This is a genomic window from Vibrio sp. QJM3NY_26, assembly GCF_057786005.1.
Genome location: NZ_CM173516.1, coordinates 638,254 through 654,504, shown reverse-complemented (window position 1 = coordinate 654,504; position 16,251 = coordinate 638,254). Strand labels below are relative to the sequence as shown.

The window sequence follows — 16,251 nt, the reverse complement described above, 5'->3', positions numbered from 1 at the left end:
ACCTACTCATCGTAATTGATAATGGGTTTGTTTAAATTTAGAGAGCGCTCACGAGAACGTAGGTCGTTCCATAAGCTCAATCTTGAAGATTTCCCTGCCAGCTTACCGCTGCCTGCTGCCGACTTAATTAACCAAAGGTTTTTACCATTGAAACTGTATATCGGTCGCAGGTCTCCGCGTTTAGAACCGCGTTTTATTTCAGGGTTTAAGTTATCCAAAATTAGTGGTTCTGCACTGGGTGTCGAGTAGTACGCCAACACCATATGGAATTGGTTTAACTCAAGTGCTTTTACGTACACCAATCGCAATTTTTTATCTGGGACGCCGAGTTCAAGTAAAGAGAAGTATTTTGCAATAGTGAAGTCTTCGCAATCGCCGGCGTTGCTGCCTAAAAACTCCAGTGGTGTCGCCCAGTAGTCATTCTTTCCCCACAGTATGTTGTCATCGACAAAGTACATTTGGTTGAAGAACCGGTTTACCGAATCGAGCTTTTCCGTTTCACTTAGCCCTTCGTACGACGTCATATTAGAGCGCCATGTTGCCACTCGTTTTCCGGCTCTTTCCCCGTAGGTTGCAGTAACCGCGTCTATCCACCTTTGGTCGCTCTTGTTGAGCGCGACTGAGGTAAAAGAAGTGAGGACCAGCAACAATAACGAAATCCGAGATTTCATAGCCTCTGCTCTTGTCTGTTCACTGTGTATTGAAAGGCGCTATCAAGCATCAAACGTCCTTACTCTTTTAATGCGTTGTTTTGAGCGCTTAATAGTGGCTTCAACATGTACTCAAGTACGGTTCTCTTGCCCGTGATGATATCGACTGAGGCTGTCATACCTGGAATGATCGGCAACTCTTCGTTGTGTCCAAAGCTGTATTTATCGGTACGTACACGCACGATGTAGAAGCTATTGCCTTCTTCATCTTGAGTGGTATCGGCGCTGATGTGTTCTAGCACACCTTCCAAACCGCCATATTTTGTGAAGTCATAGGCACTAAATTTAACAATGGCGGTCAGTTCTGGGCGTAGGAATGCGATATCTTGCGGAGCGATTTTAGCTTCAACCAATAGCGAGTCTTCAGTCGGTACAATCTCAACAATGTCCATACCCGGCTGAATAACACCACCCACGGTATTAATACCTAGCGTTTTGACTGTGCCCGTTACGGGAGAGACCACGATGGTACGGTTTACTCTGTCTTCAAGGCCAACCGAAGATTCGGTCATTGCAGAGAGCTTGTCTTGTGCTTGGTTCAGTTTTTCTTGTTGTTCTGAGCGGAAGCTCAATGCAGCATCGATACGGCTGAGCATCGCTTCTTTGATGGCGGAACGTAGAAGAGGGATTTTGAGTTCGCTCGAGGTCATTTCTCGGCGAGTGTCATTCACTTGTCTTTGAAGCTTGAGGAGTTCAATTCTTGGTACCACCCCTTCATCGGCAAGCGGTTTTGTTATATCTAATTCTTGGCGGGCAAATTTGTAACTTTGTCTTAAGTTATTGACGCGCGATTTTATTTCAACAAGGTCTTGTTGCTTCTGTTCAACTTGTTGATCAAAAACGGAAAGTTGGTTTCTTAAATTGTTTAGGTCTTGACGATATTCGGCTTTTTGGCGATTAACCAGTTTAGGTTGAAGTTCGTATAGCTTTGGTGGGAAGGCGAGTTTGCCGTAGTCGAGTAACACACTTTGTTTCCAGTTTTCGACGGAGAACTCTTCGTTGATGACCACGCTGTTAAAGGAAGCTGAAAGCATCAACACGCTGGCAGTTAAGTTTGCCACTTGTTGTTCGCGCTCTCGGAAGTCAGAACGGAATCGAGTGTCATCGATCAACAGCAGCTGTTGACCTTTCTGAACGCGTTGACCCTCCCTTACTAATATCTCTTTTACGAGGCCGCCCTCAAGGTTTTGCACCACTTGGATTTGGGAAGAGGGGATGACCTTGCCTTGGCCAACGGTGACTTTATCGATCTCAGCCCAAGCGGACCACCCAATAGCAGCAATAAAAAACAGAACGATCACCCATAACATAATACGCGCACTGGTGGGCGTATTGAGTAGTAGTGCCGCTGTTTTATCATCGACGTACTCAAGTTCGGTTTCGTTCAATTTGCTGTAATTCTTCTGGCTCATGACAGTCCTTGTTTGCTAAATAAAAGTGCAAGCCTATTGAGTGTATTCTTACTTTTGATAAATGTTAAGATTTTGCTCCTTTAAATCTTTGAATTTATATATTTTTTAAGACTTATCGGTTCTTGAAATCTGTTTTATCCAATTGGTGCTTTCTCAACTTGTCATACAGTGTCTTTCGCGACACTTGCAGCTCTTGTTGCACTTCTTTTAAACGCCCTTGATGGCGATGTAGTGCCTCAATTAAGATAATTTGTTCAAAGCTATCAGTGCGTTGGTTCAACGACTGTTGCTCCTCAATGCTCACGTCACGTTCATCCGCGTCACTTTGCTCACCAGTATCACCGTCGAGCGACGGCTGCTTAATTTGAGTCAGCACTCTGAGTTCGGCATGTTGGCGAAGCTGACGAATGTTTTCCGTCCAATGAGTCGCAATGAGTCGTTGAATCTCTTTTTCTGTAATGACAGGTGGCGGCAGCTGATATCGACTTGCCGCACCACGAGCAAAATGCTTAAACAAGGAGCCAATATCTTCGGTTCGTTGCGCTAAGGTTAGCAAATCAAATCGGCGGAACTCACCTACAATTGTAGTTGGAACTATTGTGGTTGCGATAATGATACAAGTTGCATTGGTCTTGCATGAGTTTTCACGAAGTAGAGTGGGTTTTAGAGCCGCCAACCAGCGCCATTGTTGTGAAGTTAATGCTTCTGTTTCGTGGATATAAAGTGTTCCGCCCTGGTGTTTGCTGAATAATTGCACAACAAACTGATCAAACGTAGCTTGGTCATTGCTTGGTAAATTGAACGCAGCGACAGGGCAAAGTTCTGCGGATTGATGGCTGTGTAGATCGTGCGTGTACTGCGCCGTGACCCTTTTACCTGTCCCTAGATCGCCGACAAACAGTAGAATAGGGTGAGTTTTGGTATCTAAGGTGATCAGTTCTCGGCGTAATGCCTGCATGGATGGCGATTGACCAATCAGTTTTGGTCCCACCTGATTCTGCATCGCCAACTCTTTACGCAATAAGTTGTTCTCTTCAACCAGCGCGAGTTTATCCGCGGCTTTTTTTACCGCGGTGAGTAGGGCATCGACCACAAATGGCTTTTCCAGAAAATCGTAAGCGCCGGCTTTCATTGCGGACACCGCTGTTTGCACGTCACCATGCCCAGTAAGGACGATGATCTGAAAATGAGGATTTTGGCTCAGCAACTTTTGTGTCAATTGAATGCCATCCATCACTGGCATGTGAATATCGGTGATGACAATTCCAGCTTGCGCGGTATCTATTTTCTTTAGTGCCTCAATAGCATTAGGAAAGCAGACGATATCGATGCCTTCAATGAGCATGGCTTGTTCTACGGAGTCTCGGATTGCGGGTTCATCGTCGACAAAGTAGAGTTTAGGCATAGAGTGCAAAAGTCGAGTCCTTAACAGTATGTGATTTGCTGTATGTCAGATTAGCAGTATGTAAGATCAGCAGTATTTAACGTTCGTTTTCTAATCAACAATAACAACGGCACGTCAGCCCTTATCGTTATATAACGGGATGTTTAGCGACAATACCATGCCTGAAGGCTCTAATCGGTTCGCGCTGATCGTGCCGTGATACGCCTCAATAATCCGTTTCGATATTGAGAGCCCTAGCCCCAAGCCTTCCGGTTTAGTGGTAAAAAACGGGTCGAATAACTTTTCTAATTTGTCGTCCTGCATGCCAATTCCGTTATCCCAAATGATCACCTGACAAGAGTCATGATGCAGTTGCCATTCGATGCCTATCTGTGGACTAGCCTGTTGGTCTACGTTCTCCAAGTTTTGTTGCTCCTGCAAGACTTTCTGTTCAAGAACTTGTTGTTGAAGCGCTTGAGTCGCGTTGTGAATCAGGTTAACCAGTACTTGTTCGAGCTCGGTTGGGTGAATCGCAATGTTAATGTCGCCTGGCACTGTGCTTAACCTTAACGTGATGCCTTGTTTGATCATTAGCGCACTAAGAATACTGGTCGCGTTGTTGATCGATTGATGCAGGTTTGCGACGTGATGTTCTTGCTTGGTGACCTTGCGAGTGAAGACTTTAAGACGCGCGATGATCTCGGTAATTGAGGTATTCAAAGCAATCATCTTATCGAGATTGCTTTTGACCAAGTCAGTCCGTTCCATTTCAAGCAGCTTTAAGCTGTTCTCACTGTATGTTCGCAGCGCTGCAAGTGGTTGGTTGATTTCGTGGTTTATGCTGGCTGACAGCTCACCGAGTACCGCTAATTTTGCGGTTTGTGTCAGCTCTTGTTCTGTCTGTTTCAACTTCGACTGCGACTCTTGGTATTGAAAAAGGGTTTGTTGCAGCTGTTGATTGGATTGCTTCAAGTAGTGAGTGCGTTTATCAACGGTTTGCTCAAGGTTTTGGTTGAGTCGGGTCAACGCCACTTTCGCGAGATAAGTCTGGCGCCACGACCAAGCGATGAGCATCACCAAGCTGTAAATCACTACGAAGATGACATCGATCTGCAAAACTTTTATAAGCTCAGCTCTGGTCTCTTTTAGGGCGACGACTTGGTACTGGTTGTTGCTGACCGTTGCAGGGTAAAGATTAAAAGTACCAAGCTTGAATAGCTGGTTAGCGGTGAGCTCTTTTCGGATTTCATTGGATTGAAGGTTCTTAGATTGATTGGCGTTGCTAGCTTCTGACTGAGAGCTTGAAGAACGAAAGGCTTCGATGATCGCAATTTCGCTTTGACCGTATTGGCGTTGAAGTGCGATATCCGTTTGTTGTTGCTGAGTTAATGGCAATAATGAATGGTAAAGCCATGGAGCCTGGCTTGATAGAAAGACTACTTGGTTAGAGTCGAGTACCACGATCTCATAGTCGTCGCTGGTTAGGATGTTTTCGAGGTTCTCTAAACTCACCTTTACGGTGATAACGCCAACAATGTCATTCTCAACATACAGTGGTGAAGATAAAAAATAACCGCGTACATTCGAGCGAGCGCCTAGCGCGACATATTGTGTATTGTTGCCTTGAATGGCGGAGGCAAAGTAGGGGCGAAACGAGAAGTTCTCGCCTACAAAAGTGCGAGGCTTTTGGTAATTACTGGAAGCGACGACAGTACCACTCTGGTCATGAATATAGATGGTGTCAGCTTGGCTTTGGTTTGACCATTCAAATAGCAATTGATTGAGCTGCGCAGCGAAAATCTTGTCTGTTTGTGGTGATGAGTCAAAATAAGAGAGCAGACGCGGGTCATGGCTGAGTAAATCCGGGATCTGTTTGAACTTATCCAGTTCAGAATCGATTTGTAGATTGGCTTTATTGGCCGCTTCATTGAGTTGCTGAGTGACGATTTTTTCTTGGAATTGTACTGCCATAAAGTGGGTTGCAGTCAGTCCTGCAGTTCCCAATAATAATGAGAATAAAACAAAAGGAGTCATTAGGTTAGGCAGTATCTTGGTCACTTGGATCTCAGCGTGTAATCGGTTTGTATAAAGATTATCAATATGATTGATTGAGTACCGAGATCTTGTTAACACCGAACACCTTCTGTGAGACAAAACCATGGCTTAGACTTGTGTTTCAAAGGATTACAGCGCAAAATCACAAAAAATTGAAAGGAGCAACGAAATGGAACTGACAGATATTCGTCGTGAATATGCTAAGGGTGGACTGAGACGTAAAGACTTAGCCGCAGACCCTATTGAGCAATTCAATCTATGGTTAGAGCAAGCCATCGAAGCTAAGATGACTGACCCTACTGCCATGACAGTTGCCACGGTTGATGAAAATGGTCAGCCATTCCAACGAATTGTTTTGCTAAAGAATGTTGATAAAGACGGTTTCGTTTTTTACACCAACTTAGGTAGCCGTAAAGCGCATCAGCTTGAGCACAACAGCAAAATCAGTTTGCACTTCCCTTGGCATCCACTTGAGCGACAAGTTCACATTACTGGCACCGCTGAAAAGTTGACAGCAATGGAAAACATGAAGTACTTCTCGTCACGTCCAAAAGAGAGCCAATTGGCCGCGATTGCAAGTAAGCAGAGTAGCCGTATCTCAGCTCGTGGCATTTTAGAAGGTAAGTATCTAGAGCTTAAACAGAAGTTTGCTAAAGGAGAGATTCCGGTGCCTTCTTTCTGGGGTGGCTTCCGAGTTCGCGTGGATAGTATTGAGTTTTGGCAGGGGGGTGAACACCGCTTGCATGACCGTTTCTTGTTCTCACGCCAAGACAACAGCTGGGATATTGATCGCCTAGCGCCTTAGGCTTATGAATCTTAAGTGGTCTACACCGAATAGAACATACAAAAATACCGCTAACTTGGTGATTAGAAACATCAAGCAGCGGTATTTTTTTATCTGTACATTCCCAGATTCATCGACGAGTTGGTCATTCAACTCATTTATCACTGTGCAGCACAACGGAGATCTGTTTATTGAGCAGAGTTTCTGGGATCACGGACCCTAAGCCCGAGTCCAGTGCATACTCAATTAATTGGCTTTTGCTGCGCGCATCGAACTTCTGTTTCAATCTCGCGACATGACCTTCGACCGTTTTGATTGAAATGTCTAACGTAGACGCAATGTATTGAGGCTTCTTGCCGAAAAGCAGTAAGAACAACACCTCTGATTCTCGCGAAGTCAGCCGCTTTTGCAGCTTAGACACACGCGGCTCTGATCCCGCAAGTGATGCTTGATTACCTTTCGCTCCTGTTGCCTGACAAACCCAATGACCGACCTCTAAGATTGCAGTATCAGTGAGCTCTTGCCCATAGAAGATAGTGCCTTGGACATTGTCATTATCATCAAGCCAAGGGGTTTTGGTAAAGATATGGGCGTGCCAGCGTCCGTCTGGATAAGGGTGAATATCGAGGATTTTAAGGGTACTGCGTGTATCCATCACATGTTTGTCTTGAGCTCTGAAATCTTGCGCGCACTCAATGGTTTGACTGGGCATGTCGAAGTCGGTCAAACCAGTACAAGTCTCATCGGGTTTTAAGCCAATCAGTTTGTTGTAGGCAAGGTTTGCGTACACGAAGACCGAATCAGTATCTTTGCAGCCCCAGCAACCTGGTAGTTGTTCAAATAAAGAACGATGTATGGCGTTGAATGGATCTGGCAAGGTTTTATCTCGTAAGCAGAGGTATAGCAATAATATCAGTTTCTTATAGCGCTGCAATGGCAATTAGAGTTTGTACTCTGTTCGAAAAATAGGGTGGTGAATGACAGTTAAACAGATTGCTGACTAACTGCTTCAATCACGGGGAATAGGTGGTCAGAAAGAATGATAAACAGGCAAAAAAAAGCCAGCCTGAAGAGGGGCTGGCTAAAGACAAGATATGCCTTGTCGACATGTAGAAGATTTTCAGCTTAATTTACGAGGGTCAGGTAAATTAAACTGAGGCATCAATTTGATACCCAGAGTGACTTACTACTCTATCGACGAATCTACTCCTAGGAATGCTTATGCATAAGGGGGGAATTCCCCTATAAATGCTGCTCAATGTGATAATTGAGAACTTAGAGTAAATATTTGAGATTCTGAGCCTGTGATTGGGAGCCTACAGCTCTCGCACGACTCGGAATCCTAGATAGTTCGCTGCCGTTGAAGGCGGTACATACAGTTCGTTAAACACTTTTGCTTCTTCTGGAGAGAAGCTCCACGCGCCACCTTTCGCTAAACCTTTCTGAATGGTTGTCCATTCCCATACGTTACCCACCATGTCGTAGAAGCCTGTTGGTGTTGGCAGGAATGATTTAACTGGAGATGTGCTAACGTTTGACCAAGGCGTACCCGCCCAGCCAGTGTTGGCCTTACCTGAGCGGAACTCGTTACCCCACCAGAAGTTGGTGTCTTGGCCTGCTCTTGCTGCAGCTTCCCACTCTTGTGGTGTAGGTAAACGGTAAGTGAAGCCGGTGTTTTGAGATAACCAACGAGTATACGCTTTTGCATCATTTTGGCTGACACATACAACGGGTGAGTTATCTGCTTGTTCAAAGCCAGGGCTCTGCCAGTCATTGTCCGAAACGGTTGTGATCTCTGCATTCACGAACGTATCGCAGGTGTTCATTAGCTCTGCGTCTGTTTGGTAGCCAGTGCTGTCAACAAATGTTCTAAAGTCTTGAACGCGGGTAGGTGTTGCGGCTAATGCAAACGGCTGTTTGATCGTTACTTGTTGTGCGTTGTTTTCACCGAGTAGGTAGCGACCCGAGCCGACAACAATCATTTCAGGGCTCTGAATGTTGTTTCCCATCGGGTCTGCAAACTTGGTACCGACATTCAATGAGTTCTGCTTGGCCTGTAATACGGCTCGTAGGTTGTGATCGCGGGCTATCTTCAGCTCTTGGTGGAAAGAAAGGTAACCCTCTTTCTCAATCGTGACCATGTGTAGGCCTGTTGGTAACATCACTTCAACCGGTGTGCTGCCATAGTTCACGCCGTTGATAGAAACCTTGTCGTTGTATTGATTTGAACGAACCACCAAGTTAACCCAAGCGACTTCTTTTTGTTGGTCGTTGGCTTGTTGCTCGCTTTGAGTGAAACAGTTTGATGACTGAATACCAAGCAGACGACAAGGTGTGTTCTTATCTGGACGAGTTTCTAGGTTGGCCGCAATCACCGCTCGGTAACGGTTATCTTCAGAGAAGCCCGAGGATTTCACTTTGTGTTGCAGAACGTGAATATTCAATGAAGCAGACGCAAGGTGCTCTTTCACTGTTTTCGATTCGGTCGCGTTGTCTACAAGGCTGTGCTGGAATTGTTTTACCGCTTTTTGAAGTGCCAAGGTCACCGTTTGGTCTGAACATTGCGCCAGTGTCATATCGCTGCTGCAACGGTTCGTAAAGCTAACGGTTTGCTCTTCCGTCTGAGTGATCTCGTTTCTGAGTCGCTCAGCTCTTGCTCTTAGCTTATTTTGGTTCAGATTAGCGATTGAAGCTTCTGCTGCCGCTTTCTCTGCTTGAATAGCCTCAAGTTCCATCACTAAGCCTTGCTGCTTCTGCTCTGAATCTGAAATCGCAAGCTTGCCTTCTTTTACTGTTTTCCAAGCGTCTTGGAAGCGGTTTTGAGCCGGTGAGATATCGAAATCGGGCTCATCAATCATGCGCGTGTAATCTTGCTCTAGGCTGGCTTTCGCCTTTGCGAGTGTTAGCTCTGCTTGAGACGATAACTTGGCTAGACGTGCCGTTTGCTGCGCTTGATTGTCGACTTCATTTTGTTTGTCAGCTAGTTTCTTCTCAACTGCCGTTAACTCGGCATGCTTTTCGAAAAGTGAGCTTTCAATGTCGCTGACAGAAGACGCGATCGCTGGTGGTGTCGCCTCAGCGAAAACAGCAGGCGTCATTAGGCAGGGAGCAAGTGCAAATAGTAGAGTAGGAAGACCTTGGCGCATGATGGGCTACTTCAATCGTAATTTAGGTTAATCGAATATTCTAAACGAAAACGCCATTTCGTCTGCAGCTACTGTTTATAACGATCATACTGTCTATAACGTTCATACAGTTTATAACTACCAACAAAATGGCGAGTATTCATTCAGCTTTGTGAAATAGGCACGGCTATCTTAATTAGAGCGCTGAGCTATTCATACTGGACTTAGCTTTCCTTGCTAGGAAGAAGCTTAACCCAAATAGTGTCGCTACCGTTGATGGTAACTGTGCGGTTGTAAGACTCATAACCTTGTTTTGAAATGGTTACTTGGTGACGACCACTTGGTAGCGCAACCTCAAGAGGGGTGCTGCCATACTTAATGCCGTTGATGGTCACTGAGTCATTGTACTGATCAGAACGTACCGTCACGTTAGCCCATTGTTTGTCACTCTTCTTAACGACCGCTGCGTCACTGCCCGTTAAACAGTAGCGCGTTGAAACGTTCAATAAGTTACACGCTGCAACCGCTTCAGGTTTTGCTTGAAGCTGAGCCTGCATCTGCATGAAGTAAGAGTTGTTACCAGAAAAGCCACTCTTGATCGCTTGGCTGTCTTGAACATGGATGTTCAGTTGAACACCTTGCAAGTTCTGTTTTGCTAATGAACTTTCCGTGAGCTGCTCAAGTAATTGGCTCTTGAACGTTTTCACCGCTTTTTGATTGGTCAGGTGTTTACCTTGAGCAGTACATTCACCCAATGTCATCGTTGATGAACATGTGGTGGTGTAGCTGGTTTCAAGAACGGCACTTTCGCGAAGTTCTGATGCAATACGTTTAACGCGAGCTTCAACTTTCGACTCTCTCAAGTTAGCCAGCTCATTATTCAGGCGAGCTTGCTTTTGCTTGATTTGAGAAAGGTGAATTTCGCTCTCGTTCATCGCTTGTTCGTTATCTAGCTGAGACGATTGATTCTCTTTAACCGCAGCCCAAGCGTCTTGGTAACTTTTCTGGAAAGAGACCAAATCCGTTTCTGGATCTTCAAGCAAGCGACTGTACTGTTTGTCGAGTACAGACTTGGCTCTGTTACGTTTTGCCTTAAGTTCTTCACCTTCGCGTAACAACTTGCTGTTCTTATTTTGAAGTTGTTTTAGGTTTTCAGTCGCCGATACTTTGGTTGCTGAAATACGCTCAATATCTGAGTTTTTCTCTGTTAGCTTTGCATCGATAGCTGAAACGGGATCGACTTGATTCAGTTCTTCAGCGGATACCGATGCAGATACCCAAAGTGGGGATAGCGCGAGTAAAAGCGCTGAAATTCGAAAGTTAGTCATAGGTCCCTGCAACTTGTAGATTGAAAATTGGCTCGTTAATAAAGTGTCTACTTCCTAGTTGTGAGTCACTAGTTATTAGCAATTAACACAGTACCCGTCTTTATACCGTTTTATTGCTATCCAATCTACTCAAAAGCCAAGTTTCGGTACTTCGGATACATTTTTTGCAGGTTTATCGCCAATTATTTGAGCTATATAAGAAAATTTATTCATTATGCTGGGGCGCTGAAGCATATATTGATGACATGGTTTTTCGTGCTGGTGTGCTTGCTTGTATGAGTGCTGTAAGCCCCTAAACTCACCGGAACGATTGGTTTTACAATGCCCGTAGTTTGTGCACTCTTGATCATCTTTCCGGAGGCATGATCAAGACGATCTCGATAATGATCTTTTGTTTAAGGCGAGGAAATGACTCTCATGATCATTTACAAATTCATCTTATGCAGATTTCAGAGTATTATTCTTACTATGTCGACCTGAGTATTTTGATGTTATGCCTAAACCGTTACCCTTTCCGAACTTTGACTTGTCCCCGCTAAGCCTTACTGGCCCTCGCCCTGCAGAGATCATTACTTTGCCTTCGCATATGGATTGTCACGATCACCATTATTCGCAGGTAGTCATTGGTTTAAAAGGTCAGGCGGAATTTGAAGTGAGCGGTAAAGGGAATCTTGTCGGTCCAGGGCAAGGCTGTGTAGTCACGGCTCGCTCTGATCATGCTTTCGGTGGCGTGGTTGGTCAGTCGGATATTCTCGTACTCAACATGCCTATGCCAACCGATGATGACCCTCTGATGCTAGAGAAGATTAACCAGTTAGAATCATCGAACGTCTACTTCCAATTAGATGCGCAAATTCAAAAGCTTATCCACATGTTGGTGCAAGAGATGCAGGCCAGTCCTGATGATCTGTTGTTGAGTCGAGCTTGTAATGACACGGTGATTGCGTTGATGCAAAGACATATCTCGGCATTTGAAACCTCGATTAAAGATTCGCGTTTCGATCTTGAGTCGTTGGATCGCTACATCGAACAACACTTGGCTAATAAGATCTCAGTCGCGCAGCTTGCAGGCAGTGTGTTCTTGGGCGAAAGCCAATTCCACATGCTATTCAAAGATCAAATGGGTATTACCCCTCACCAATATGTTTTAGGAAAGCGTATCGACCGCTCTCGACGCCTAATTGAACAAGGTAATTTAAGCCTTGGACAGGTTGCAGAACTTGCTGGTTTTTCCGGTCAATCCTCCTTTACTCACACCTTTTCTCGCCTTCAAGGCATGTCACCATCTCAATACAAAAAGCAAATTTCTGTTAAATAAAAAAACAAAACGGCATATTATATTAAAGTTTCATATGTGACCTTGTGTTTGTTTTGTTAATAAAGCGAGTTTTTAGCAAAAAACTCGGAGTTTTTGACAAGTAATCCTTATATACTCTAAATACACTGCAGCCATTGTAGAGATCCCGAACTCTTTTCGGGTGTGAGATTAAGGAAAACGCATGTTTACAGCTACTGATGTGTTAAAGCCAGAATTCAACGAGCAGTCGCTTGCTGATCTTTGGACGCTTATCTCACCATTATATATGGTGGATGAAACCCAATGGCTAGAGCAACTTCTGCCGCTAGCTACCCCTTCTGAGTCTGAAAAGCAGCAAATCACAGACAAAACGACATCATTGATCGAAGCTATCCGTGCGGATAAAACTTCAATTCAGATGATCGATGCGCTGTTGCTTGAATACAGTTTAGATACTCAAGAGGGCATCTTGCTGATGTGTCTGGCGGAAGCCTTGATGCGTATTCCTGATTCAGCAACGGCTGATGCGCTGATTCGCGACAAACTCAGCGTTGCGGATTGGAAATCTCACTTAAAGAACTCTGATTCAGTATTTGTTAACGCATCGACTTGGGGATTAATGCTAACGGGTAAGGTGGTTGGACTTTCATCTAACGAGCAGAGTGCAGGCCAAGCGGTTAACCGTTTAGTCAACAAGCTTTCTGAGCCGGTGATTCGTAAAGCGATGCACCAAGCAATGAAGGTGATGGGTCACCAATTCGTTCTTGGCCGCAGCATTGCTGAAGCGCAAAAGAACGGTAAGTCTATGCGTGACAAAGGTTTTACCTACTCATACGACATGTTAGGTGAAGCGGCACTGACCACGGCAGACGCAAACAAATACTTCAAAGATTACCTAATGGCGATTGAAGCCGTAGGTCGAGATACCTATGTTTCATCCAAATTAAGCCCAGCACCGTCTGTTTCTATTAAGCTTTCCGCGCTTCACCCACGTTATGAAGTGGCGAATGAAGATCGCGTATTGACGGAACTTTGCGACACGTTAGAGCAGCTATTGCGCCGCGCAGTAGAGCTAGACGTTGCGATTACGATTGATGCGGAAGAAGCGGATCGCCTAGAGCTTTCTCTAAAATTATTCGAAAAACTGTACCGTACCGATCTTGTGAAAGGTTGGGGTAAATTTGGTCTGGTTATTCAAGCTTACTCAAAGCGCGCACTACCGGTTCTAGTATGGCTAAACCGCTTGGCGAAAGAGCAGGGTGATTTAATCCCGCTTCGCTTAGTGAAAGGCGCGTACTGGGACAGTGAAATCAAATGGTCACAGCAAGCTGGCTTTACTGATTACCCAGTTTACACACGCAAAGAAGCGACAGATGTAGCTTACCTTGCATGTGCACGTTACCTACTGAGCCCAAGTGTTCGTGGCAATATCTTCCCGCAATTTGCGAGCCACAATGCTCATACGGTTTCTGCAATCGCAGTGATGACTGAACATAAAGATTTTGAATTTCAACGCTTACACGGCATGGGTGATTCTCTTTATAACCATGCGATGGAAGCTTACCAACAGTCGGTACGTATCTACGCACCGGTTGGCAGCCACAAAGATCTACTGCCATACCTAGTACGTCGCTTGCTAGAAAACGGAGCAAACAGTTCGTTTGTACACCGTCTAGTTGATGCGCGTTGCCCTGTAGCAGAGCTGACTCAACATCCTGTCGATATGCTTCTTGCGTTCGATACATTGCACAACACTAAGATTCCTCTGCCTCCAGCGGTATTCCCAGAGCGTAAAAACTCTTACGGTGTGAACATCGATATCGAAAGTGAAGCGCATCAGTTTGAAGAGCAAGTAAAAGCGTTCCTTAATAATCAATGGACTGCTGGCCCTGTGATCAACGGTGAATCTCTTGCCGAAAGCATGATCAAGGCTGATCAGAACGTTGAGCAAGTGACTGCACCTTACGATCGTCGTATTAATGTCGGTCAGGTGGCTTTCGCTAACCTTGATCATGTTTCCGCAGCGATCACTGGTGCAGACGCAGCATTCGCTGATTGGAACGCAACTTCGGTTGAAACCAAATCGGCGGCACTTGATAAACTGGCTGATCTGATGGAAGACAACCTAGCTGAATTGGTAGCGATTTGTCACCAAGAAGCAGGTAAAACAATTCATGATAGCGTTGATGAAGTACGTGAAGCGGTCGACTTCTGTCGTTACTACGCAAAACAAGCTGACAACCTACAAGGTTTCGAACTAAAAGGTTTTGATGGCCAAACACGAATCGCTTCTCGACAAGGTCGTGGTGTGTTCGTTTGTATCAGCCCTTGGAACTTCCCTCTAGCCATTTTCCTTGGCCAAATTACAGCAGCTTTGGTTGCGGGTAACACGGTTGTGGCTAAGCCTGCCGAGCAAACAAGCTTGATTGCTGCTCGCGCGGTTGAACTGATGAATGAAGCGGGTTTCCCTGCTGGCACCATTCAGCTACTACCAGGTCGCGGTGCTGAAATCGGCAGTGCGCTTACTAGCCATAATGCGATTGCTGGCGTTGCCTTTACGGGTTCAACACCAACAGCACAACGTATCAACGTGTCATTGGCAAGTCGTAACGCTAAGCCTGTTCCGTTTATTGCGGAAACCGGTGGTCAGAATGCGATGATCGTCGACAGTACCGCACTGCCTGAACAGGTGGTTCGTGATGTTATTCGTTCTGCATTCGCTTCAGCAGGCCAGCGTTGTTCTGCGCTGCGTGTGCTTTACATTCAAGAAGACATCGCAGACCGCGTGGTTGGATTGATTCACGGTGCAATGGACGAGCTGAGTGTGGGTATTCCACATCTTCATAAAACGGATGTTGGCCCTGTTATCGACCAAAATGCGAAACAGAAGTTGTTGGCGCACTTAGAAAACATGACCAATACCCAGAAGAAGGTGGCTCAACTTTCTCTAGGTTCTGATTGTGAACATGGTGACTTTGTTCCACCAAGTGCATTCGAAATCGATGACATCAGCTGTTTGAAAGAAGAACAGTTTGGCCCTGTGCTGCACATCGTTCGCTTCAAAGCGAGTGAGTTGGCGCAAGTGGTCGATCAAATTAACCAAACGGGCTTTGGCCTAACCATGGGTATCCACAGCCGTAACGAGACAACTTACCGTTGGATCGAAAAACACGTGCGCGTGGGTAACTGCTACATCAACCGTGACCAAGTGGGCGCCGTTGTTGGTGTTCAACCATTTGGTGGTCAAGGCTTGTCAGGTACTGGCCCTAAAGCGGGTGGTCCTCACTACCTATACCGCTTTACTGATGTTCATTTCTCTCAATCACAAGACAAGGCATAAGGAGCAGTATCATGGTTCATCAAGTGACAGGTTTTTCTGATGCTTTGCTAGCGTGGGAACAATGGAATCTTACCGACTTTGATTACAAGAGTGCTCAGGTACTTGCGCTGAAATCAGAGATCGAAAGTCAATCTGTGCCTTTGGCTGCAGTGGCAACTTATCATCTAGAGCAAGCATCTGCGCTTCTTTCTGAACATCACCTAATGGCAGGTCCTACGGGCGAAACCAATGAGTTGTATGCCGCAGGCCGCGGTGTGGCTTTGGTGATTGTTGATGATTGCGAAGAGAAAGTGCCCGCACTGCAAACTGCAACAGCGATGATTACTGCAGCACTATTGGCAGGTAACAGCGTTCAATTGTGCAGTGATGACGTGCAGTTCAACACCTTAATTGCAGATGCCGCGAAACAAGCGAATCTACCAACCAACTTGGTGCAGGTTGCTTCGTACGACGCTGCTCAACAGCTGCTGTCTTGCGATGTGCGAAGCGCGGGTTACGTAGGTAATTCACAAACGGCACAAGCTATCAATTTACAGCTTGCTAAGCGTGACGGTGCAATCGTCGGTTTAGTGGCTGAAACGGATCTGACCGCAATGAATATTGCCAATGATCCACACCTATCGCTGCGCTTCATTACCGAGCGTACGCGAACTATAAATATAACAGCCGTGGGCGGTAACGCGACCTTGCTCGAACTTGGAAGTGAAGCTCACTAACCTTCAGTAAAATTGGCTCTAAAGACTTTTGGTTTTCTCCATTGTTGGGTTTTCCCATTTTTGGTTTTCTCCCTGAGTGCTTTGGAGCCTCAATACCTAA

General features: G+C 45.5%; 11 protein-coding genes. 4 read left to right on the top strand and 7 right to left on the bottom strand.

Features of this window, described 5'->3' with window-relative positions:
• Nucleotides 1-2: 2 nt before the first annotated feature.
• From AC3CH4_RS18215 to AC3CH4_RS18200, 4 genes are all read right to left on the bottom strand, one after another.
• A complete protein-coding gene (locus tag AC3CH4_RS18215) occupies nucleotides 3-671 on the bottom strand; it encodes a transglutaminase-like cysteine peptidase (protein WP_017078414.1) in 669 nt (222 codons plus the stop codon).
• Between the two features lie 59 nt (nucleotides 672-730).
• Entirely contained in the window at nucleotides 731-2,122 is a 1,392-nt protein-coding gene (locus AC3CH4_RS18210; protein ID WP_017082895.1) for an HlyD family type I secretion periplasmic adaptor subunit, read from the bottom strand.
• Nucleotides 2,123-2,234: 112 nt separating this feature from the next.
• On the bottom strand, nucleotides 2,235-3,527 hold the full coding sequence (locus tag AC3CH4_RS18205; protein ID WP_488544357.1) for a sigma-54-dependent transcriptional regulator: 1,293 nt from the start codon (nucleotides 3,525-3,527) through the stop codon (nucleotides 2,235-2,237).
• Between the two features lie 114 nt (nucleotides 3,528-3,641).
• A complete protein-coding gene (locus AC3CH4_RS18200; RefSeq protein WP_488544214.1) occupies nucleotides 3,642-5,564 on the bottom strand; it encodes a sensor histidine kinase in 1,923 nt (640 codons plus the stop codon).
• 166 nt (nucleotides 5,565-5,730) lie between these two features.
• Here AC3CH4_RS18200 and pdxH point away from each other — a divergent pair, with 166 nt between their 5' ends.
• On the top strand, nucleotides 5,731-6,366 hold the full coding sequence (gene pdxH, locus AC3CH4_RS18195; protein WP_004732548.1) for a pyridoxamine 5'-phosphate oxidase: 636 nt from the start codon (nucleotides 5,731-5,733) through the stop codon (nucleotides 6,364-6,366).
• 133 nt (nucleotides 6,367-6,499) lie between these two features.
• Here the strand turns inward: pdxH and AC3CH4_RS18190 are convergent, their stop codons facing one another.
• The 3 genes from AC3CH4_RS18190 to AC3CH4_RS18180 all read right to left on the bottom strand — a co-directional run bounded on the left by AC3CH4_RS18190 (nucleotide 6,500) and on the right by AC3CH4_RS18180 (nucleotide 10,798).
• Nucleotides 6,500-7,285, bottom strand: a complete 786-nt coding sequence (locus tag AC3CH4_RS18190) for a helix-turn-helix transcriptional regulator (protein WP_065206539.1) — start codon at nucleotides 7,283-7,285, stop codon at nucleotides 6,500-6,502.
• Nucleotides 7,286-7,661: 376 nt separating this feature from the next.
• Complete coding sequence (locus AC3CH4_RS18185) at nucleotides 7,662-9,491, bottom strand: SUMF1/EgtB/PvdO family nonheme iron enzyme (protein ID WP_473578930.1); 1,830 nt, start codon at nucleotides 9,489-9,491, stop codon at nucleotides 7,662-7,664.
• Between the two features lie 203 nt (nucleotides 9,492-9,694).
• A complete protein-coding gene (locus AC3CH4_RS18180; protein WP_004732542.1) occupies nucleotides 9,695-10,798 on the bottom strand; it encodes a PEGA domain-containing protein in 1,104 nt (367 codons plus the stop codon).
• Nucleotides 10,799-11,291: 493 nt separating this feature from the next.
• On the opposite strand from AC3CH4_RS18180, the gene AC3CH4_RS18175 reads away from it, so the two are divergent.
• The 3 genes from AC3CH4_RS18175 to AC3CH4_RS18165 all read left to right on the top strand — a co-directional run bounded on the left by AC3CH4_RS18175 (nucleotide 11,292) and on the right by AC3CH4_RS18165 (nucleotide 16,151).
• Entirely contained in the window at nucleotides 11,292-12,116 is an 825-nt protein-coding gene (locus tag AC3CH4_RS18175) for an AraC family transcriptional regulator (protein WP_017075637.1), read from the top strand.
• A 181-nt stretch (nucleotides 12,117-12,297) separates the two neighbouring features.
• A complete protein-coding gene (putA, locus tag AC3CH4_RS18170; protein ID WP_488544213.1) occupies nucleotides 12,298-15,435 on the top strand; it encodes a bifunctional proline dehydrogenase/L-glutamate gamma-semialdehyde dehydrogenase PutA in 3,138 nt (1,045 codons plus the stop codon).
• A gap of 11 nt (nucleotides 15,436-15,446) precedes the next feature.
• Complete coding sequence (locus AC3CH4_RS18165) at nucleotides 15,447-16,151, top strand: hypothetical protein (RefSeq protein ID WP_054546029.1); 705 nt, start codon at nucleotides 15,447-15,449, stop codon at nucleotides 16,149-16,151.
• Nucleotides 16,152-16,251 lie beyond the last annotated feature (100 nt).

Coding starts and splice junctions, on each gene's coding strand:
- AC3CH4_RS18175 (WP_017075637.1), top strand. CDS start 11,292: ATGCCTAAACCGTTACCCTTTCCGAACTTTGACTTGTCCCCGCTAAGC.
- AC3CH4_RS18180 (WP_004732542.1), bottom strand. CDS start 10,798: ATGACTAACTTTCGAATTTCAGCGCTTTTACTCGCGCTATCCCCACTT.
- AC3CH4_RS18165 (WP_054546029.1), top strand. CDS start 15,447: ATGGTTCATCAAGTGACAGGTTTTTCTGATGCTTTGCTAGCGTGGGAA.
- AC3CH4_RS18185 (WP_473578930.1), bottom strand. CDS start 9,491: ATGCGCCAAGGTCTTCCTACTCTACTATTTGCACTTGCTCCCTGCCTA.
- putA (WP_488544213.1), top strand. CDS start 12,298: ATGTTTACAGCTACTGATGTGTTAAAGCCAGAATTCAACGAGCAGTCG.
- AC3CH4_RS18215 (WP_017078414.1), bottom strand. CDS start 671: ATGAAATCTCGGATTTCGTTATTGTTGCTGGTCCTCACTTCTTTTACC.
- AC3CH4_RS18210 (WP_017082895.1), bottom strand. CDS start 2,122: ATGAGCCAGAAGAATTACAGCAAATTGAACGAAACCGAACTTGAGTAC.
- AC3CH4_RS18205 (WP_488544357.1), bottom strand. CDS start 3,527: ATGCCTAAACTCTACTTTGTCGACGATGAACCCGCAATCCGAGACTCC.
- pdxH (WP_004732548.1), top strand. CDS start 5,731: ATGGAACTGACAGATATTCGTCGTGAATATGCTAAGGGTGGACTGAGA.